This window comes from Bacteriovorax sp. HI3 (assembly GCF_059738875.1).
On sequence record NZ_AP026946.1, the window covers coordinates 1062866 to 1082390 of the forward strand.

Below are 19525 nucleotides of genomic sequence, written 5' to 3' on the forward strand. Positions count from 1 at the left end.
TTTTATTACGATGTGTGAGGTGCTAAGATTTTTTAGGGGACAACTCCTAAGGGGACATGAAATTTTTTAGCTTCATTCTTTTATTTTTTAGCTCCAAAACTTTTGGTGCTTATTATGACGTTCTTCCAAAGGGAGTGCGCAATCTCACTTATCAATATACGATGACGGGAGAAATCACCGGGCGCTATACTAACTCTGGCAATCTTCAAGGTTACAACATCAACGCAAATATCAATGCGGACTCTATTAAAGGTATTAATGCTGCCGTAGACACATACCTTGGGACACTGAGTGCAGAAGATTATAAAAATTTTAGCTTCGGGACATTTCAAGGGGCGGCGACATCAGAAGTAAAAGTTCAGGGGCTTGGTGGTGGATATGGACTCACTGATAAAGTGACCATCTATGGTTTCATTCCATTTTACTCTGCCACTGTTAATTTAAATATCGAGCGCACAGAAAAAGGACGCAATAATGTGGGAACCGCGATTCAGTTAGAGAATCTTCCCGATGTAGATGTGAGACTGATACAGTCGCTCTTTGTAAATTATTATAAGTATCAACCCCTGGGAAGATGGCAGGCCACTGATTTTGGAGACCTGGAAATGGGGGCCATGTATCAACTGCGCAAGTGGAGAAATGCAGGTGCTCTGATTAATACAGGATTTGTTGCTCCAACTGGACGGCAAGATAACCCAGACATTCTTCAAGACATTGCTTTTGGAGATGGGCAATGGGACGCCTTTTTTGAATTTGGTGTCGGTTATACTTTCAGTGGGAAGTTGAGTGATTTCAGTTTTGATCAATGGAACCGTGCTACTTATCAATTTCCTTATAATACCGATGTGAGATTACCATCTTCAAGCGCCTTTCCTGTCACAAGCACAAAAGGCAATGCCCACGTGAAGCTAGGAAATAAGGCCCAGACTAATTTACAGGGAAATTATCGCATTTCAGATGACTGGGGTACATCGCTTACTTATTCCTTAGAATATAAAGAAAAAGATGATTACCGTAGCAGCAATGCTGTGGCCGATAGTATCCTGGAAGAGGGAACTGAGCGCATTTCACATACCGGAAGGTTTAGTCTGGGTTACACGACATTAAATCTTTTTAAACAAAAGAGATTCTTCCTGCCGTTAAGTTTAAACCTTGCCGTGCAGTCTATTTTCGCCGGTAAAAATACTCCTAAATATGAGCGCGCTGATTTTCAAATCAGGATGTTTTTTTAAAACGGGAGTTTTAAACCAATCTGCATTTCTACGACCCCATCTAATTTGATGTCGTTAACATCGGGAAGGCTGGCAATTGAGAGTGAAGGTTTTAACTTCACATTTGTGTTTGGTTTTAAGATATCAATGATATTGTCTTCCAGGATATCAAACTGCAGGCACTTGTATAAACAGGTGTTGCGACTTTTTCGATAACTCAAAAAAAGTGTTTCTACTTCTCCAATTTTAGGGATTGTTACTTTTCGTGAAAGCTCCAGCGTGTTGACAAAAGAGAAGTTTGCCAGGTAGTCGCTGTGTTCGTCGACTTCTTTATTATATTGAAGAAAGATGCGTTTTATCTTAAACGACTTAATAATTTCGCGATCTATAGAAATATCGGGAATGTTGAGATCGATATCATTGATGTCGATGTTTTTTGAGCCGACCACTGCTAGAAATAACTTTGCGACTGTTTTAAGAAAAGAGTTTCCGATCTGCTCAAATGTATTGGGCATACCTGCTGCTTCGAAGACATCGATATTTTTTAGATTATATTTAATGTTGAGATAAAAAATAGAAGGGTCTTTAGCTTGAGTCTCAAGTGTGGCAATGGCATCGAGAGAAAGTTCAGATTGCCCGGCCTCTTCTGCTACTTTCATTAATTGTTCTTTTTGGAGCTCAGCAATCGTCGCCACCGGTGCAATCGGTGTAATTGATTCGCTACGCTTGAGACATGAAACACATGTCAGGCCAACGACACATATAAGTGTTATTTTAAAGAGCGACCCCATCCCCATACTATCCTCGTAGAGCGAGTGTAATGGTCTACGCAGAGGAAATCTAATTTTGGAATAAATGAGCACTTAGTCCATCTCTTCATTTGAAAAAGTGTCCAGTTTCTCAGGCAAATACAAAACCAAATAAAAGAGGTATTTTAAAAAAGGCATCAGTATTGCTTATTAAATAGTGAGGTATGCTATGAAGAAAGTAATTTTATTCCTTACTCTCATCTTATGTCTCAGCGCTTGTTCCCGAATAGATTTAGCTGTTTATTTTGCAGATACCTATGTTCAAAAAAAAGCAGATGAATATTTTGACCTGACCCGCGACCAATCGAAATGGTTAAAAAAGGCATTAAAGAGCGACATTGATAAAGTTAAAAAGACCATTTTTCCCCAATTGGCGGCCGAGCTTATACGAAACGCAGACATTGTGAATTCCCAAAGATCTTTTGATGTCGCTACCGTCCAGTTAAGTTATGAGCGCGTTCGCAACCTCTTTTATGATGGACTCAGAATATTTTCTCCGGAAGCAGTGGCCTTCTCGGGAAAGCTCGAACCTTCTCAGGTTAATGTCTTCCAAAAAGAGTTTGATAAAAAAATGCGTGATATAAAAGAAGATGCAAGTGAAAGAGAGAGCTACAAACGAATGAAAAAACACTTGGATTCGTGGTTGGGTGGTTTAACATCAGCTCAAAAAAAAGAACTTGAGAGTTATGTCCATAATACACCTTCACATGTTAACGAGAAAGTTTATAACCGCCAGCTACTGGCCCATGAGTTTGTCCGTTCTTTCCCTGACCTCAATGCCAGAGGGAAATTTGTAGAAGGAATTTTTACTCGTTATGAGTCTATGAGAGAGCCGGCCTATTCTAAACTGACCAATGAAAAAGACAGAGAAGTTATCGCACTCGTTACTAGTATTCTTAATAAGATGACGGACTCTCAGCGCGAGACTTTGATTGAAACGTTAAGAGACAGGGCCAATCAATTAATCAAACTTTCAAAAAATTAGTGTCGCTTGAAGACAAAAAAAAATTATGTTATGATCATTTTCATGAGTGAAGTAATCTATCTTCCATTCAATTTCTCTACCATCACCACCCCGTAAGGGGACATTCATTTTTTGCACCCGGATTTTTCTCCGGGACAAGAGCATTCATTATTTTATTTATTAATTTAGTCTAAGCAGGTTTAACCTGTGTGGAGTTTTTATGTCTTATTTATTTGACCACCGCAAATTGGCGGTGGAGATGGAGCTTTATTTTTTTGAAGAGGCGGTAGGTGCCGGACTTCCAATGTGGCTGCCCAGTGGTTGCATTATAAAGGAAGAGTTAGAGAAATTTATTAAACGAAAAGAATTTCTTGCGGGTTATGAGAGAGTTTCCAGTCCTCATATGGCCAAAGCAGAACTTTATGAGAAGAGTGGTCACTTGCGTTTCTATAAGGCGGATATGTTTCCGGCCATAAAAATGGAAAATCTTGAGTACTATCTTCGTCCAATGAATTGTCCTCATCATCACAAAATTTTTTCGTGCAGGCCTCGCAGCTACCGTGAACTTCCTCTACGGTTGGCAGAGTATGGACAAGTCTATCGCCACGAAGCTAGCGGTTCTCTGAGGGGAATCTCAAGAGTCCGGGGCCTTTGCCAAAACGATGCGCACATTTATGTTTCAGAAGAAGACTCTAAAGATGAGATTATCAAAGTCCTGCGTTTACATGAGGAATGTTATAAAGAGTTGGGACTAGAGGGCTATCGTTACCGTCTTTCTAAGCATGACCCCGATTCAAAAGATTTCTTAGGAGACAGGGAAGTGTGGATAAAGGCCGAAGACGTCTTACGTTCAGCCTTGCTTGAATTGAATTTGGATTACTTTGAAGCTATCGGGGAAGCCGCTTTTTATGGCCCAAAGATTGATGTGCAGATGAAGTTTTTTAGCGATGAAGGAATCAGGGAAGAATCAATGGGGTCAGTGCAGTTAGATTTTATCTCTGCTCAAAAGGAGAGATTTGATCTTGAGTACATTGATAAAGAAGGGAAGATGAACAGACCGTGGATCATTCACCGCGCACCACTTGGTAGCCATGAAAGATTTATTGCTATGTTGTTGGAGTATTTTGATGGAAGGCTTCCACGTTTTCTTTCACCAATAGAGCTGCTCATCTTTCCGCTTTCTGAAGAAGCGGCCCTTAAAGCAAATGAAATTGCTAGGGAGTTAATGGAAAAAGGAGTTCGGGTAAAGATAGATCATCGCTTGGGAAGCAGTCTGTCCAAAAGGATCGTTTTAGCTAGCAAGCTTCGCCCATTTTCTTCAATGGTGATTGGTGAAAAAGAGCTCTCTGGGGCGCCATTAAGAGTGGAAGGCAGGGATGGAAAAGTGATAAGTCTCATGGAATTTAGCTCACTTATATAAATAGAATTATTCTATAAAGTATCTTAAGAAAAAAATGAGTTATGGAATGTTGTTTAGCTTTTGCCCTCTTGGCCTAAAGTTCTCTATAGGTACGACGGCAAAGATAGAGGAAATAAGTGCCGTTTGCCTTAGGGAAACATTTATCATTGGGGGACCTTATCGTCCTCCCTCTGTAAACGGAAGTTGTCTACGTAAAGTTGAATCAGAATAACACCGATAATTTTAGTATGAAAACGAACACTCTATTTGTTTTACTATTTTTTGCAACTATTCCACTTCATGCTGAAGAAACGACTTCTTTAGTAGGCTTTAAAAAAGAAACAAAATTATCACCTTTCGTAAAGGGAAGTGAGTTTGTCAAAAAGGGGCCGCTCTTCATAGGTGGAGGTGATCCTATTGCAAATTTTAAAATTGAAGTAGATCTGGAAGATGAATTTGTTGAAGGTTTAAGAAATGCGAAAGCTGGATGCAATAGAGATGCATTATCCACTAGCCTTGAAAATAATTCTTTAGGTATCATCAATGCTCCCCTTATAAAATTCCAGTGTGATGCTATAGCAAAATTAGAAAAAAGTAGAGAGTTGACTCCTGATGTGTGTCTTAATCTTGCCGGATGTTTAAAAAATAAAATTGATTATAGATCTAGGGAGGCTTCTCTTGCCTTTAAAAAGGCGAGATTGCAAGTGGCGAAAGAGGCCATTGCTTTGACCTCGAAGAGTGGTATCAATCAGATTATCGATTATGAAACTCTCAGAATTTATGCTTCTAATAAGTACGGGCCGGAATTTATTCCTGAATCGTGTAAGCAGGATGTCCTGGATATCCCTGAATCAGACGGCAAAAAATGTAATACCCAGGTTATTGATGAAGGGTATGCACTAGCTCAGAACTCATGTCGTATCCCGGAGATGGGGTGTAATTTTGAATACCTCGAGTATGTTAAGAAGACTCCGCGAAGTGAGGCCCCATCAAATAGCCAGTTAAAAGGTTACATCATCGATTTAAGTCATCAGCGAGCTGGCGATACGATGATTAGAGACACCGACATTCTGAATAAAATTGCTCTGATCCTGGCAGATTCATCATTGACGCCTGAAAAGCGTGTTGCTCTTACTATGGATCATATCTATGCGAACTATATGTCTGCCGATCCGGTGTTAAGAAACTACTATGATCGCTCAGTGATTAATAAGGCAAATTTAGGTAAGGATCCGATTGCTGAAGGTCTTCTAAGCTATATCAAGAACAATGAGCATAAAAACTCTCTGCAAATTCTTGTGGACTTGGAAAACCTAAGAAAGAGTGAAGCGAAATCTATTCTTGAGCAAAAGTGTGGAAAAATTAACACCATGGCAAAGCTTTGTCAGGCAGTAGATGAGATTTCTATTGGTACAACCGTTGCTGTTGAGAAAAAAGAATTTGATAAAATGCTCTCTCGCAAACCATCTTTCAACAATGCGCTGATTAATTATGAAGAACTGACTAATAATGTGGCCCGATGTAACACGTTTAATCTTTTCACTTCTAAAGAAGGGATTCTTCAAACAGAGATCGATCTTTCAATGGGGCAGGATTTACTCACTGATGCCAATGGAGCATCATTTAAGCAGGATCTTTTAAAGAGTAATAAGAAACAGACTATTGTGATCGATAGTAACGGGACAGTCACAAAATCTGATAAAGACCTTAATTTGATTTCTTCTAAAGGCTTTAGCGAGAGTAGAGAAAAAGAAAAAGGAAATGACCTTCTTTTAGTCAGAAGTTTTTCTCGAAATGTAGCTTTGCCTGAAGTGTATAAAAAGGGCATTGATGGCGAAAATGGCTCAAGCCATAAAGCTTCTGCCAGCAAATCTGATAGCGTGGACTCTGGAGTTCGCACATCATCTCACTCGTCTGATAGTGAAGCATTGAAATCTGCCATGGATAGTTATTCACTTGCCCAAAAATCTAATATGATGATCGGAGCTAAGTCACAAGGGGCGCAAATTCCGGCACAACAAGTGATCAATGATCCTAATGGATTTATCGCCTCTTCTGGAAAATTAGCAGAGCCTGCTAAAGAATTGGACAGTAATAAAACTCAATATAACCAGATGATCGGAAAGATCTCGGATCTTGAAGAAAGACTTGCCAAGGCACAGAAACGTGCTTCAGAAGGGGAAAAAATCCCTGAAGAGAAAAAAGAAACAGCATCTGCTTCTTCAGGTGATAACGAAAACTCTTTAATTGCTGAATTAAAGAGCGCCCGCAATGCACTGGTTGAAATGAATAAGAAAAAAGTGGAAGACCAGGAAGCAAAAGCCGTTGCAGCTCAAAAGACCGTAGGAGGAGGTAATTATCGTCCTGAGCAGGATGAATATTACTCAGATGAATCTCGAGAAAATTATAGAGAAAGAGAAAGCTCAGCGCAGACTGCTTCAGCTTCAAGATCTTCAGGAGCTTCAAGAAGTGTTGCCGGTCGTGATTCTTCACCAGAAAGAGGTGATGAGGGCGGTGGAAGTGTGAGCAGAGGGCCATCTTCAATCAATCGTGGCAGCTCTGATGATGGAGACAGAAGCGATGCTATCGTCCTGACAAAAATGGATGGAGTTACTAACGCGAAAATGAATCAGACAATTAAAGACCTGATTTATGCAGAATCTGGAAAACCTTTTTATATCGAAGAAAACGGAATGGTTAAACAAATCATCCCGGAAGTCGTTGATGGGAAAATTCTTCTTAATGAAGATGGGACTCCTGTTTATAAAACAGTCGTTAAGGGAAAAGTTGGAGAGTTTAAAGTTGACGTGAAGAAAGAAAAAGATAAAAAGGTTGCAAAACAAGACTCAGCTGCAGATGTAAAAAAATCTGATGAGAAAGCAGCTCCGGCCGTACGTTATAGAGACCTAAAAGATATCATTAAACGCACGACCAAAGTTGAATAACTAGTTAATCAGCTTCTTCTTAATCTGTGAGTAGGCCAGGGCGCAGAGAATCGCGCTCTGGATAACCAGAATACTTCCACTGTATAAAAACGCCTCTCCAATTCCACGCTCCCAAAAAAGCGCTTGTGCTAGTCTCACTCCATGAATAAGTGGGAAAAACTCAGCTGCCCATCTGACTGCCTGATGCATTTCCGAAATTGGAAAGAAGATTCCTGAGAGGAAATAAAGGGGAGCAATTAAAAACGAATAGAACGTTTGAAATTGATTGATGTTGTTAACCATTGCTGAAGATAAAAGCCCCATGGCCCCACAGGGAAGTGCCACTAAAAAACCAACAGAGGCCAAAGCAGGGATCAGCCACGGGTTAGTCATAAGTCCAAAGAGGGCAAGGACAATGGCTACACCAACGGCCATGACAGCTCCTTTTAAACCCACCCATACCATTTCACCGATAACAACTTCTTTGACACCAATAGGGGTTGTAAGCATTGCCTTGTAAACATTTTCGTAAGTCATGCGGACATAAAATCCATAACTGCTTTCAAAGAATGATGTAAAGAGTGCGGTGGCGACAGTTAGGCCGGGAGCAAGGAATTGCATATAACTCATTCCTTCCACATTCGTAATAAAAGAACCAAGCCCAAGACCTAGTGAAACTAAAACTAAAGCAGGATCGGCCACAGTTGGTGAAATGTTGGCGACCAGGTCTTTTTTATAAACGATCCAGTTTCTTCTCGTGATATGAAAACATAATTGAAGTGTACTAAGCATCTGATGATAACTCCTGACCAGTTAACTTTAAGAAAACATCCTCAAGGTTAGAAGGTCTGATTTGCAGGGGAGAAAGCCCATGGTCTGAATGGAAAGCGGTTAAGTCTGAAAGCGACTTTGTTCTTAAGTAAAGCCCGGAAGTGTCCTCGTGATAATCCAGGTGTCCGGCCTTGCTGGCGATGTCTTCAAGTTTCTTTTTATCTTCCAGTTTAAAAATTCCTACATAACCAGGAGTGTGTTGATTGATCATGCTTTGAGGTGAGCCCTCTGAAGCGACATGGCCTTGATTCATAATCACCAGGCGATTGCAAAGCACTTCTGCTTCATGCATGTAGTGAGTTGTCAGGACAATAGTCGTTCCGTTTTGGTGAAGCTCACGCACTTTTCCCCAAAGTAAATGGCGCACGGCCGGATCGAGACCAGTTGTTGGCTCATCGAGGATTAAGAGTTCTGGTTTTCCTAATAGAGCACGAACAAAAACCAGGCGTCTTTTCATCCCACCTGAAAGCGTTTGAATAAGAGCATCTCTTTTGTGAGCAAGATTCATGTACTCAAGTAAATCATTAATGCGCTTTTTGCGCTCACTACTTGGAACACCGATAAAAGCACAATAGATCATCATGTTTTCAAAAACAGTTAAACTCTCATCAAGAGCATTGTCTTGAGTGACAACACCTAAGCGTCCTTTAATCTCACGTGAATGGGTGTTTGGGTCAAAACCAAAAACAGAAAGTTCTCCTCCTGTTCTTCTGACTGTCCCATAAGTCATGCCAATAAATGTCGATTTCCCTGCGCCGTTAGGGCCTAAAAGCCCGAAACATTCGCCTTTTTTAACGTGAAGGTCGATGCCGTTGACTGCAGTGAAGTCACCGAAAGTTTTTTTAAGAGATTTTGCAATGATCACACATTTTTCCAATGATAGTGTTGAGTGATTAGTTTAGAGTAGGCATTGGGAGTTGAAAAGTTTTTACAGCGAGGCATTGATGAAAGCAAAAAAAGCAAGTGAAGCAATAACTCTGGAGCAAATCCCGAATATTGGGAAGGCCTTTGTCAAAGACCTGAACCTATTGGGCATCACGAAACCACAACAACTCATAGGAAAAGACCCTATTGCTTTATACCGCCAGCTGGAAAAACTCATGGGGCAAAGGCATGATCCATGTGTTTGTGACACCTTAATGGCCGCGGTGGACTTTATGGAGGGGGGAAAACCCCGTCCATGGTGGGATTTTACGGCTAAACGAAAAAAAATTCTGAAGTAAATTAACAAAATTCTAACTATGAAAGTTCCCTTTTTCAGGGTACAAGAGCGCCGAAACAGATTAGTAGAACAACTAAAGTGAGGTGCTTATGAAACTATTTCTTGGTCTTTCTGCATTAGTTCTCGTATCGACAGCAAACGTTCAGGCCGCTGATTTTTTCCGTTGTATCACTAAAGAAGAAGCAGTTGTCGCTGCAAATTCAAACTTTGAGTCTCTTCGCAAAGAACTTAAAGACAAATCATCTTTCTGGGTTCCACGCCAAACAGTACGTGAGTACATTCAGGGAATGCAATTTTCTGAAAACGAAGGCAAGTATGTCACTGGCGTTTTAGCTAAGTGGACATGTTACGCTGGTTCAGACTGCTACGTAGGGATTGAAGTCTCTTGCGATGGCACAACTGGTACTTACTTATTTAACGATTAAAAAAATTACGAACTCGCACTCGAATAAAACTTGAGTGCGAAATTCCAAAAGCGGTGAGTCCCATAAATAAGAATGGGCACTAAAACCACCGGCCAAAGAAGGTAGTTTAAGTCAGGCGGATTAAGCAGTGCTCTTGCCGGAATACTGACGATAACTCCCACTGGAATCAGTGTTAGGATCACGTATTTAATATACGGGTTGTACATTGAATCAGGTCTCATCCCCAGGCGGTAAACCTGCCACCATAAAAACTGTAAATTCTCTGAGCGCGTGAAAATAACTGCTGTCGCAGAAAACATAAAGCGCATCGAATACACAACCGCAAGGCTGCATGGAATTAAAAGAATCAACCAAAGAAGGCGGAAGTAATTAAAGTCTGGCAGTTGAGACAGAGAGTAGATTAGCCACGAACTTCCCAGGATTAAGTTTCCAAAGATGGCCGTATTGGCCTTTTGTAGCGTCAGCATAAACTGTGAGTTTACTGGTTTTGCCAACAGTAAATCCAGGTCTCCCTTTCTTACTTTCTCCGTAATATTTTCTAAATTCTCATGAATGATAATCATGTAGAAAGCATCAATCACAAATAGGAGTCCTAAAAACACGCGCATCTGGTGAACGTCCCAGTCTCCAATTTTTTCTGTGTGCTGATAAAGCACTTCGAAAGTTAAGATCTGAGCGGCATACCAAAAAACATCCGTCAGGATACGGGTAAAGAAGTTCGCGCGGTATTCAAGGTCGGCGATAAAGCTCGCCTTAAACATCGCTTTATAAAGTGAAGCGTATTTTTTTAGAGTGTGAAACATTACGCCCCCGTTCCTACGTAAGAGTCCATGCCTTTTTTCCAAAGGTAAGCACCAAGCAGGTTAAGAACAACAAGTCCGATCGTCACCGAGATAAAACCAGTATAAACAGTTTCAATGCCTACGCGTCCTGTGATGTATCCAACTGGAACAAACACTCCGCTGGCAAACGGCAGACTGATAATCGTCGTTTTAAAAGGCTCAGGAAGTAAATCTAGTGGGAAGAGCTCTCCCATAAGAATCCAGAAAAATAAGTTCTTCGCTACAGTGATTGAAGAAATCTTAGTGAAGTGGAAGGCCATGGTAGAAATAATAAAACTGATCGTGTGAACCAGGATCAAATAATAAAAGCAAAGTAATGTCGCTAACGGCAGTCTTGATAAAATAGCTGGAAGACCAAAAATATAAGCACCGGCAATCGGAACAAGAAGGGAGATAATGGTCGTGACGATTTTATATCCCATCAACTGTGAAAGATAGTATTCGTAAAAACTCATGGGGCGGACAATTAAACTGTTAATCGTCCCGGAACTGATCTCTTCGATCATTCTGAATTCGTACATCCAGCTCGTGGCGATTCTGGCAAAAAAGGCAGACCATAGGGCATAACTCAAATAACTTTCGCGGGAAAACCCGGCGATCATATCTGTATGAGCACCTTTAAAGACAGCAATCCATAAAAGGATTTCAATCCCTGTGGTTAAAATGGGCTGAACAAGCGCATCGACAAAATAATTTAGACGGTATTCTAAATTGGTGACGACGGCCAGATTAGCGAATGCGAGATTCCGTTTCAAGAAAACGGCGAATGACTTCTTCAAAATCGACCTTCTCGTCGTGTGCGAGTTCACTGTTAGTATTATTAGTAAATTCTTCAACCGTTCCCTGATAAACGATATTGCCTTTAGAAATTAAAAGCAGGCTATCGGCCAGGGTCGCGATATCGTCCATGTAGTGGCTGGTTAAAATAACTGTCGGCTCTTTTTCCTTCACATAGTTTGAAAGGAAGTTTCTGATGTTTTCCTGAGCAACAATATCCAGACCAATGGTCGGTTCATCCAAGAAGAGGATCTTAGGCTCATGTAAAAGAGCTCCGATGATTTCCATCTTCATTCTTTCACCAAGAGAGAGTCTTCTTAACTGAGTTGTTAACACATGCTTGCAATCAAGCATTGTCGCCAGCTCATCTACGCGTTTTCTGGTTTTAACAATATCCAGATCGTAAATGCGCGCTAAGAGGGCGTATGAATCCACTGGCGAGATATCCCACCACAACTGGTTTTTTTGTCCTAAGAGAATACTCATCTGGCTCAGGAATTCGTTTTTGCGCTCCCAAGGTCTATACCCTAGAACTGTGGCTTCACCGGAACTTGGTGTAACCAATCCGGAAAGGATCTTTAAAAGCGTGGTTTTCCCGGCCCCGTTGGCACCGACCAGACCGATGATCTTTCCCGATTCGATTTTAATTGAGGTCTTATTTAAAGCGATCTTAGAGTCGTACTTTCGCTCCCAGATCCCTTTGATAGAGTTCACCAGACCTTCAGGCTTCTGGTAAGTTTTATAGACCCTCATCAGGTCTTGGGTTTCGATTACATATTTCATAGTTTTAATAGATTATGAGGGGAATTTTCCAATGTAAACGGGATTCTTTAAGTAAAGTTTACAGGTTATCGAATGGTAACCCATTTCTGTGTTACTAATGCTTTCACACATGGAGATTTACACTATGAAAACACTTTTTGCGTTAACACTTGCCCTTGGTCTTTCGTCTTCAGCTTTCGCTGGCAGTCTAAATGAGAATGCTCTACAGGCACTTTTAAATACAAAAGGAACGACTTTGGTGGGTGATGTTCACTCATATGAGACAGTCGCTTCAATTTATAAAGACGCTGTTACATCGAAGGCCCGTATCAATAACGAATGCCATCCATTAAATAATCAAGTAGCACACTGTACGCTATGGATTAACTATAACCCAATCGGGGAGACAGCACTGACTTATGAAGTTGCTCTTCCTGGACATGAATTATTATCAGATGTTATCGAGGTTGCAAGAGGTGATTGATTGTTAAACAAAGGCCCCGCGAATGCAGGGCCTGGAATCGGGGGATTAATTAACAGTCTTTGCTTCTTGACCGTCAACAGCTTCATGTTTTTTGAAGTTCAAAAAATCGCTCCAGGATTTTGGCTTTTCACCAGTTGAAATGGTGATTTTCTTTTTGGCCTTGTCTTGGACGGTTTTATGAAGCGCTAAATTCAACACGCCATTCTCATAATGCGCAGAAATTTTGTCTCGGTCTACGTTTTTAGGAACGTTGATGATGTAGTCGTATTTGCGCACGACCGTTTCTTTGTCAAAAGCATCCTTTCTCTCTGCACTTACTCGGATGATATTCTCTTCCATATCAATGGCAATGTCGGACGAGTTAACCCCCGGCATATCAATTGTTGTAAAGTAAGCTTCTTCGTTTTCGCGGAAATTCCTGTAGGCTGCGCTCTGAGTAGTCTCATCAAATATTTGGTCAAAGAAAAAAGGTGAGTAGTTAGGTTGTAACAAATTGATTAATGCTCTATTTCTCATAAATCCTCCTTGTGGATCTCGTTACACCTAAAAGATGGAGGCGGTTTTTTAGGTGTCAAGGTTAGGGCTTATTTTTTTTATTTTTTGATGTTAGCCTCATATTTATGAAATTTATAACTGCTAAAAATGAAGAAGATTTAAAATTATTTTTTCCCGTACTTAAAGAGCTTCGTCCGCATTTAAGTTTTGACGAGTATTTGAAAATTTATCATGAAGCTCACGCCTGCGATCAATATGAATTGGTGGCCTTAGTAGAAAATGAAAAGATCATGGGGCTCATGGGTTATAGAGTGCTTTGTGATTTCGTGCGCGGAAGGCATCTCTATATTGATGACCTGGTGTCGGTTGAAAAATCCAAAGGACATGGAGCTAAGCTTTTGACTTATGCAGAGGAAAAAGCAAAGGAGTTGGATTGTCCTGGCGGGCTGAGATTATGTGCGGTGCTGGAGAATTCTGGCGGTATTAAATTTTATGAAAGAAATGGATGGAAGGCGAGAGCTTACGCTTTTGTAAAAAAGCCCCTCTAAGGGGGCCTTTTGTTATGAGTAAACTCTTTGTGCACGCTCTTTGATTTCTTCGGGAGTAAGATCTTCGATGTGCGTGCCGAGTGTCCACATATGCCCAAATGGGTCCTCGAATGTACCTGTGCGGTCACCGTAAAATTGATCGCGAACTTCTTTGACCATCTTCATTCCTGCGCCTAATGCTTTTTCAGCAGCGGCATCGACATCAGGAACATAAACCATAAAACTGACTGAACGGTATTCTCCTGTTTGCGGCGAAAGATGCATGCCTGGATCATCACCGGCCATCATGATAATTGAGTCACCAACTTTAAATTCAGCGTGGGCGATTTGCCCTTTTTGGATTTCAACTTTTGAGATGACTTTTGCACCGAGTGCTTTTTCATAAAAATCCAAGGCCTTTTGAGGATCGTTAACAATGATATAAGGGGTGACTGTTCTTAGTCCTTTAGGAATGGCATTAACTTCTGTTTCCATCTTTTTCTCCTGGGTTATTTTCTACCGCTTCTCCTACAAAAATAGTGCCGTTCTAAAGACTTAAAAATCGACTTTTTTGTAGTGCTTTTAAGTGGCAAATTTCCTCATGAAGCTTTTTGCTACAGTGTCTAAGGGAGCGCATTTTCGAGGAAGCACAATGGCATGAGTTATGCTCCATAAAGTATGGGAGCTCGCTCTCAAAAAGGAGATGTAAAGAGCGCGAGTGCTGATCGATCTTTTGAGATTGAATTGATCGAGAAGTAAATTAACTTGAGTGTAAAAATGAAGAACAGGATTTTTATCAAGCTCTCCATACGTAGGTCTCTTAAGACCCAACGATTGTGATAAAAACGATAATTGGAACTTGGATAAAAATCTAGGTGCCGATAACATCATTGCGACCCTGTCATCGCCATCAATTCTCACCCCATCTTAAGAGAAGGCGAGTTCCACGGGAGCACAATTTTTACCGACATCTCAGGGTAATGACCCATTTCAAACGTGAGTGACTTATAGCAGGCCTTGATTTTCAAGGCCTGTTTTTTATAAGGAGTCTCCTTCTGAATTGTGAATGATATAATTGAGTTGATCGACCAGGTGAAGAATAATAGGAATGGCCTCGTCGTTGACTCCAAACTTCTCCTGCAGGTCGTGAATGAGAAGAATCCGGCAAATATCTTCTTCATCAAGCATTTTGAGTTCGATATCAATGGGGGAAATCCACTCCTCCTGAATAAAATGGATAATTGTATCAGTTTCGAGTCCACAAATTCTAGAGACATCATCGAGATTTCTTCTTAGGGGAAGCTTCATGCGTGGGTCCTCGGGTTATAGGAGTATTTTTTTTCTAACTCAGCGATGGCCTCCTGTAGTTCCGGTGGCACATGTTTCGGAATCACAATTTTTAAAGTGACAATTTGATTGCCGCGATTTTCTTTGGGGCCGGCGCCTTTGTGCTTGATTCTCAGCTTGGAGCCACTGGAGACTCCTGCCGGGACTTTGAGCATGACGCTTCCATCGATAGTCGGGACTTCAACTTCCGCGCCATGAATAGCTTCAAAGAAACTAATAGGAACTTCGGAGTGAATATCATTTTCTACGCGAGTAAAACCAGCGAGTGGTTTTATTGAAATTTGAATGTAAGCATCTCCGGGCACACCTGAGCCAACTCCAGGAGAGCCCATGCCCTTAAACTTTAATTTTTTACCTTCTTCAATTCCTGCCGGGATTTTTACCTGTAGTTTTTTACCATTGGGAAGAGTGATGACTTTCTCTCCTCCCAGGGCCGCTTCTACAAAGTCGACGTCCATTTGATAAAGCACATCTTCTCCTTCGAAGTTCATGCCCTCAGAAGTAAATCGCCCGTGACCTCTACGGTTTCCAAAAAGGCTCTCAAAGAGATTTTCCGGGTCATAATCAGAACTATAGGAAGAAGAGTAGCGATGATTTCCATTGTTTGTACGATTCGTGCGGTATTGTTCATATTCGTGTTGGCGATGTTCGTCTGTTTCTCCGCGATCAAATTTCGCCTTGGCTTCTTCTGTTCCGATCAGATCAAAGGCATGAGAGATTTCTTTAAACTTTTTTTCAGCCTCTTTATTGCCGGGGTTTAAATCTGGATGATATTTTTTGGCGAGCTTGCGGTAGGATTTTTTGATGTTATCGAGAGTCGCGGTCTTTTCAACACCTAAAACTTTATATGGATCAGTCATTTACTAAGTCCTGTTAAAAAAACTGTTTTACTTCGACGTGGACTTCATTTCTTCTTAAAAAAGGGATTGTGGTTGGGCCGTCGTATTGAGCAATCTGAATATCCCCAACCGGGAAAAAGAGATCGCTTTTACTAATCCATTGAACCAATTCAGCAGAAAACTTTTTGATCTTTTCCTGATCGTTGACCCCAGAGTAGCGCAGCGAAGCCACCATGCGTTCAGGGCTTTTATGTAAAAGGATTCTATTGTCTTTAGGAGTTGGCGCCGTCGCCAGGTTGTACTTTTGCGGAAGCACAAACGACATGGTCCAGCCATTTGAATTAGGCTCCTGATAAATAGGAGAGGTCATGGGAATATAGTCATTAGTTTCTTCTTGAAGCACTGGGGAGGTCATCTTTAGGTGCTTATGGTCTTTGTTTTGGCCAAAAATGTAGGAAGCCAGGCATGCGAAAGCCTCCTTCTTGGCCTCTTCGAAGTTACCGTTAATCGTAACCGAGGCGAGAATGAAGGAGTTGTATTTTCTGATTTCTTTGTCTCCTTCAGTACAGACCACCTCATAGAAAGGCTCTTCACCTAATCGGATCCCAAAAAAACCTGGGATGCCTTTAAGTTTCTCACTGAAGGGAATGTCGAGAGTCACTTTTTCTTGGTTCATGACGACCTCCATAAGACTCCAATCATTAGATAGAGCAAAGCCGAGGCCAATAAATTGGGAGATTTTTACTGGAAAATAAGGAACATTTGAGGCAATTTAGTCAGGTAATGTGGCAAAAATAATTAACGCATAGCTGGTTCATCTCTTGAACAACTTTTAGGGAATAGCTATGATAATAGCGTAAATTTCATTGTGAGAAGGGGATTATGGCAAGTTTAAAAGATGCACTATTAAAAGCTGGAATGAAGGCCACTGAGCCAGTAAAAAAACAAAACGACCGCGAGAAGGTTGCGAAGAAAGATATTACAGAATCTGTTTCTCACCAGGTTCAAAGAAACTTTTGTGAAAACTGTAACCAGGTTCGCCCTGATGTAGAGTTCTATAAACACAGAAACCCAACGACTGATGCTGAATGGATTTGTTTAAAGTGTGCTGATCAATTGCATATCCTGGATAAATTCAGACAAACTGCTCAAAGCGATGCTTCGATTAAGCAGATGTTCAGAAGAGAGTATGGGGAGACAATGAAGATCGCTGTTCAAAAGAATGCTCAGGTGCAAAGAACGGGCGGTGGAAACCGCGACGATGTCAATGGCAACCGCTAGTGGATGTGCTTCACATTGATGTGAATTTCGTTTTTTCTAAAAAAAGGTATTGTTAACGGCCCGTCATACTGGGCCGTTTTAAAATCGCTCAAGGGAACATACCAAGGGCGCTTCTTTAACCACTTCTTTAAAATTCCGGTATACTCGTTAATCTTTTCTTCGTTGTTGATTCCCGCATAACTAATACTCGCCACCAGGTGAAGTGGGCACTCTTCCAGATGAATTCTATTGTCATCCGGATTTGGTGCGTTTTGGGCCACAAATTCTTGAGGAAGAATGAAAGACATAGTCCACTCTTTTGATGCTGTTTCTTGCAAGAGCACAGGAGTGGTCATCCGTATTTTCTCACTGGTCTTATTGTTTCCAAAAATATAGCCGGCAAGCCCGGTAAATGCCTCTTTATAAGCTTCTTTGAATTCCCCTGTCACAGATATAGAGGCGCGAGTTTGAGGCTTGTATGAGCGGATTTCAATGCCTCCATCGACTTTTAGAATATCGTAAGGGGCCTGCTCTTCAAGTTGTAGTCCAAAGAGTCCAGGGAGGCCTTTGACTTTTTCGCTTATAGTAATGTCGAGTTGGGAATGAGAATCATGGTTCATAATTCCTCCTATTCTAGGAGGATATTTTCAAATATCATGCCGAAGCCAAAGTCTTAGCTAATTTATTGTTTTATCATGATGTAAGCAAAATTAACTTTAATTACTTGGGGCAATTTGGTTTGAAAGTGCTAGGGATTTTTCTGTCGATACTAATCTCGCCTGAGAAAGCATCTTCATGCGGACTTCAATCTTTCGAAGGTAATCAAGTTTATACTTAGTCGTATTGGAATGGTAACGAGCGTACCAACGCCTGTCTTTTTTCGAGTGGCGCGATTTTAAAATATTCAAGATTTGCGCCATTTTCTCCATGGCGTAGGCCTGATCTTCAACTATAAGCAGTTCTTTTTGAATCAGTGGTAATTTCATTCTCTTAAATTCAGCATTCCAAACTTCTACGTTTACCTGCCCTAGAGAAAGGTCTCCAGTTGAAGAAACTTTGTTGTATTGAAAGTTGCTTTCGGTATCAATAAGAGCAACGATGATTTGCGGTTCAACTTTATGCTTTTTAATCGCATGGTGAATGTCGTTAGCGATTTTATTGCGTGCATTGATCTCAAGCTCTGGTTGCACGATGGAAATCATCTGAGCGATAAGCGGAGCTTCATTCGGAATGTAGACCTTATCAAAATTTCCAAACTTCTCGCGGGCGTATTTGCCCTTTGAGTTTTTTGTCGTTTTAACAGATGAGCATCCTTGGAAAAGCGCAAGGATTCCCAGCACCAGAATCATTTTAGGTAGTAGAGTTTTCATTTGAAAATCAGTCTACACTAAAAGGGGGTGGTTTTAGCTTAGTTGAAAGAAATCCATGGCGGATGTCTAAAAATTAGACGGCCAATTTGCCAAATTTCATTGGGAGAGTTGTGAAAAAGCAGGCTTAGGTGTCATCAATAAATAACCCCTAGGCCTGCCTGCACAGCTTAGATCAAATAATTTGATTTAAGCCGGATTACTTGCGAACTGGTTTATCAAATGAGCTTCTTTCATCTTTTTTAGGTTGGTTTTTAGATGATAAATCTGATTCTGAGCGACCGCCTTTTAATGGCAGGTCGATTTCCGGACGTTGTGTTGTTTTCGATTGTCCGGCGAACTCTTCTTTGTTTCTTTGCGGTTGTTGATTGAATTTTTTTTCTTGTACCATACAGTCCTCCTTGGAATGTTTACTTCCTTATAAGAAGCATTTCCGATGCCAAGAAAAGCGCTATAAACGATGGATTTTTAGAGAGAAAAATAAAGAAGATGAGGCAGTTTGCTCAAGTGATGAGGCAAACGTCCGTCTGTCTATAAAGTGTTTATCTTAAAAATGAAGAGAGGCGGTATTCAAGTGTTGGGCTTAGTCCTGAAGTCATCCATTCTACAGTGTGCTTCTCGTCTATAAAGACAATCGTCGGAGTGGCCTGAACTTTAAAAATTTTCGAAGCATTTTCATCGAAGTCTAGGCCAACAGGAAATTGGTAACCATTTTTTTTCATGGTTTCTTCAATGAGCTTCTGATCTTCCAGGCCAGCAACGGCAAGTACATTTTCTGGACGGAGCTTTTTATCGACGATCATTTTGTTGATACGCTTAAGTTCAACTTCACAAGGACCACACCAAGTTGCCCAAAAAACAAGGGCCACTTTCTTTTGCTGATAAAGCTCAAACTCGCCACCATCCAGTGTGCGCATTTTAAAGTTGGGAATGACTTTATCTTGAAACTCAAAATGGCTCAGTATCACCGGCAGTCTTAAGTAGATAGCGTAGGCAGCGACAGCAAAAAAAATAGTGTTAAAAATTCTTTTGTATTTCAC

General features: G+C 41.0%; 24 protein-coding genes. 9 read left to right on the plus strand and 15 right to left on the minus strand.

The annotated features are described in order from the left end of the window. Positions 1 to 56 precede the first annotated feature (56 nt). On the plus strand, positions 57 to 1232 hold the full coding sequence (locus tag AC6JA8_RS05270) for a hypothetical protein (RefSeq protein ID WP_497976099.1): 1176 nt from the start codon (positions 57 to 59) through the stop codon (positions 1230 to 1232). On the opposite strand, the gene AC6JA8_RS05275 is transcribed toward AC6JA8_RS05270, so the two are convergent. Continuing rightward, on the minus strand, positions 1229 to 2002 hold the full coding sequence (locus AC6JA8_RS05275; protein WP_497976100.1) for a hypothetical protein: 774 nt from the start codon (positions 2000 to 2002) through the stop codon (positions 1229 to 1231). The two genes, AC6JA8_RS05270 and AC6JA8_RS05275, sit on opposite strands and share 4 nt — an antisense overlap. Positions 2003 to 2189: 187 nt before the next feature. Between AC6JA8_RS05275 and AC6JA8_RS05280 the strand changes: the two genes are divergently transcribed. From AC6JA8_RS05280 to AC6JA8_RS05290, 3 genes are all read left to right on the plus strand, one after another. Then, positions 2190 to 3005, plus strand: coding sequence for a DUF6279 family lipoprotein (locus AC6JA8_RS05280; protein WP_497976101.1), 816 nt, complete (start codon positions 2190 to 2192; stop codon positions 3003 to 3005). A 199-nt stretch (positions 3006 to 3204) separates the two neighbouring features. Next, positions 3205 to 4404, plus strand: a complete 1200-nt coding sequence (thrS, locus tag AC6JA8_RS05285) for a threonine--tRNA ligase (RefSeq protein WP_497976102.1) — start codon at positions 3205 to 3207, stop codon at positions 4402 to 4404. Positions 4405 to 4631: 227 nt separating this feature from the next. After that, positions 4632 to 7328, plus strand: a complete 2697-nt coding sequence (locus AC6JA8_RS05290; RefSeq protein ID WP_497976103.1) for a hypothetical protein — start codon at positions 4632 to 4634, stop codon at positions 7326 to 7328. On the opposite strand, the gene AC6JA8_RS05295 is transcribed toward AC6JA8_RS05290, so the two are convergent. Further along, entirely contained in the window at positions 7329 to 8099 is a 771-nt protein-coding gene (locus tag AC6JA8_RS05295) for an ABC transporter permease (protein ID WP_497976104.1), read from the minus strand. Then, positions 8092 to 9003, minus strand: coding sequence for an ABC transporter ATP-binding protein (locus tag AC6JA8_RS05300; RefSeq protein WP_142409889.1), 912 nt, complete (start codon positions 9001 to 9003; stop codon positions 8092 to 8094). The genes AC6JA8_RS05295 and AC6JA8_RS05300 overlap by 8 nt, the downstream gene beginning before the upstream one ends. A 79-nt stretch (positions 9004 to 9082) precedes the next feature. Here AC6JA8_RS05300 and AC6JA8_RS05305 point away from each other — a divergent pair, with 79 nt between their 5' ends. After that, positions 9083 to 9361 (plus strand): helix-hairpin-helix domain-containing protein, encoded by a 279-nt coding sequence (locus tag AC6JA8_RS05305; RefSeq protein ID WP_497976105.1) that lies wholly within the window; start codon positions 9083 to 9085, stop codon positions 9359 to 9361. Between the two features lie 88 nt (positions 9362 to 9449). Beyond that, a complete protein-coding gene (locus AC6JA8_RS05310) occupies positions 9450 to 9785 on the plus strand; it encodes a hypothetical protein (protein WP_497976106.1) in 336 nt (111 codons plus the stop codon). A 5-nt stretch (positions 9786 to 9790) separates the two neighbouring features. On the opposite strand, the gene AC6JA8_RS05315 is transcribed toward AC6JA8_RS05310, so the two are convergent. Genes AC6JA8_RS05315 through AC6JA8_RS05325 form a run of 3 tightly spaced genes read right to left on the minus strand, consistent with a single transcriptional unit; the run spans position 9791 to position 12187 of the window. After that, complete coding sequence (locus AC6JA8_RS05315) at positions 9791 to 10588, minus strand: ABC transporter permease (protein ID WP_497976107.1); 798 nt, start codon at positions 10586 to 10588, stop codon at positions 9791 to 9793. Next, on the minus strand, positions 10588 to 11382 hold the full coding sequence (locus AC6JA8_RS05320; RefSeq protein WP_497976108.1) for an ABC transporter permease: 795 nt from the start codon (positions 11380 to 11382) through the stop codon (positions 10588 to 10590). Before AC6JA8_RS05320 ends, AC6JA8_RS05315 begins: the two co-directional genes overlap by 1 nt. Next, positions 11357 to 12187, minus strand: a complete 831-nt coding sequence (locus AC6JA8_RS05325; RefSeq protein ID WP_142409885.1) for an ATP-binding cassette domain-containing protein — start codon at positions 12185 to 12187, stop codon at positions 11357 to 11359. Before AC6JA8_RS05325 ends, AC6JA8_RS05320 begins: the two co-directional genes overlap by 26 nt. Before the next feature lie 124 nt (positions 12188 to 12311). On the opposite strand from AC6JA8_RS05325, the gene AC6JA8_RS05330 reads away from it, so the two are divergent. Further along, positions 12312 to 12650 carry a hypothetical protein gene (locus AC6JA8_RS05330; RefSeq protein WP_497976109.1) on the plus strand — a complete coding sequence of 113 codons (339 nt, stop codon included), beginning with the start codon at positions 12312 to 12314 and terminating at the stop codon, positions 12648 to 12650. A 45-nt stretch (positions 12651 to 12695) separates the two neighbouring features. Here AC6JA8_RS05330 and AC6JA8_RS05335 read toward each other — a convergent pair whose 3' ends face one another. Next, on the minus strand, positions 12696 to 13166 hold the full coding sequence (locus AC6JA8_RS05335) for an Hsp20/alpha crystallin family protein (protein WP_142409883.1): 471 nt from the start codon (positions 13164 to 13166) through the stop codon (positions 12696 to 12698). A gap of 104 nt (positions 13167 to 13270) precedes the next feature. On the opposite strand from AC6JA8_RS05335, the gene AC6JA8_RS05340 reads away from it, so the two are divergent. Then, positions 13271 to 13693 (plus strand): GNAT family N-acetyltransferase, encoded by a 423-nt coding sequence (locus AC6JA8_RS05340; protein WP_497976110.1) that lies wholly within the window; start codon positions 13271 to 13273, stop codon positions 13691 to 13693. Between the two features lie 12 nt (positions 13694 to 13705). On the opposite strand, the gene AC6JA8_RS05345 is transcribed toward AC6JA8_RS05340, so the two are convergent. From AC6JA8_RS05345 to AC6JA8_RS05360, 4 genes are all read right to left on the minus strand, one after another. Further along, the gene (locus tag AC6JA8_RS05345) at positions 13706 to 14167 is read right to left on the minus strand and encodes a VOC family protein (protein WP_497976111.1); all 462 of its coding nucleotides are present in this window, start codon (positions 14165 to 14167) and stop codon (positions 13706 to 13708) included. A gap of 543 nt (positions 14168 to 14710) precedes the next feature. Beyond that, positions 14711 to 14980, minus strand: coding sequence for a chaperone modulator CbpM (locus AC6JA8_RS05350; RefSeq protein WP_497976112.1), 270 nt, complete (start codon positions 14978 to 14980; stop codon positions 14711 to 14713). Next, on the minus strand, positions 14977 to 15879 hold the full coding sequence (locus AC6JA8_RS05355) for a DnaJ C-terminal domain-containing protein (RefSeq protein WP_497976113.1): 903 nt from the start codon (positions 15877 to 15879) through the stop codon (positions 14977 to 14979). The genes AC6JA8_RS05350 and AC6JA8_RS05355 overlap by 4 nt, the downstream gene beginning before the upstream one ends. 13 nt (positions 15880 to 15892) lie before the next feature. Then, positions 15893 to 16534: an SOUL family heme-binding protein gene (locus AC6JA8_RS05360; RefSeq protein WP_185903028.1), complete on the minus strand. Its 642-nt coding sequence runs from the start codon at positions 16532 to 16534 to the stop codon at positions 15893 to 15895. Between the two features lie 206 nt (positions 16535 to 16740). Between AC6JA8_RS05360 and AC6JA8_RS05365 the strand changes: the two genes are divergently transcribed. Further along, positions 16741 to 17139: a hypothetical protein gene (locus AC6JA8_RS05365; protein ID WP_497976114.1), complete on the plus strand. Its 399-nt coding sequence runs from the start codon at positions 16741 to 16743 to the stop codon at positions 17137 to 17139. Here the strand turns inward: AC6JA8_RS05365 and AC6JA8_RS05370 are convergent. From AC6JA8_RS05370 to AC6JA8_RS05385, 4 genes are all read right to left on the minus strand, one after another. Further along, a complete protein-coding gene (locus AC6JA8_RS05370; RefSeq protein ID WP_497976115.1) occupies positions 17136 to 17738 on the minus strand; it encodes an SOUL family heme-binding protein in 603 nt (200 codons plus the stop codon). The genes AC6JA8_RS05365 and AC6JA8_RS05370 overlap by 4 nt on opposite strands. A 96-nt stretch (positions 17739 to 17834) precedes the next feature. Next, on the minus strand, positions 17835 to 18488 hold the full coding sequence (locus tag AC6JA8_RS05375) for a transglycosylase SLT domain-containing protein (RefSeq protein WP_497976116.1): 654 nt from the start codon (positions 18486 to 18488) through the stop codon (positions 17835 to 17837). A 196-nt stretch (positions 18489 to 18684) separates the two neighbouring features. Then, positions 18685 to 18876: a hypothetical protein gene (locus tag AC6JA8_RS05380; RefSeq protein ID WP_497976117.1), complete on the minus strand. Its 192-nt coding sequence runs from the start codon at positions 18874 to 18876 to the stop codon at positions 18685 to 18687. 151 nt (positions 18877 to 19027) lie between these two features. Further along, positions 19028 to 19525 carry a TlpA family protein disulfide reductase gene (locus AC6JA8_RS05385; RefSeq protein ID WP_497976118.1) on the minus strand — a complete coding sequence of 166 codons (498 nt, stop codon included), beginning with the start codon at positions 19523 to 19525 and terminating at the stop codon, positions 19028 to 19030.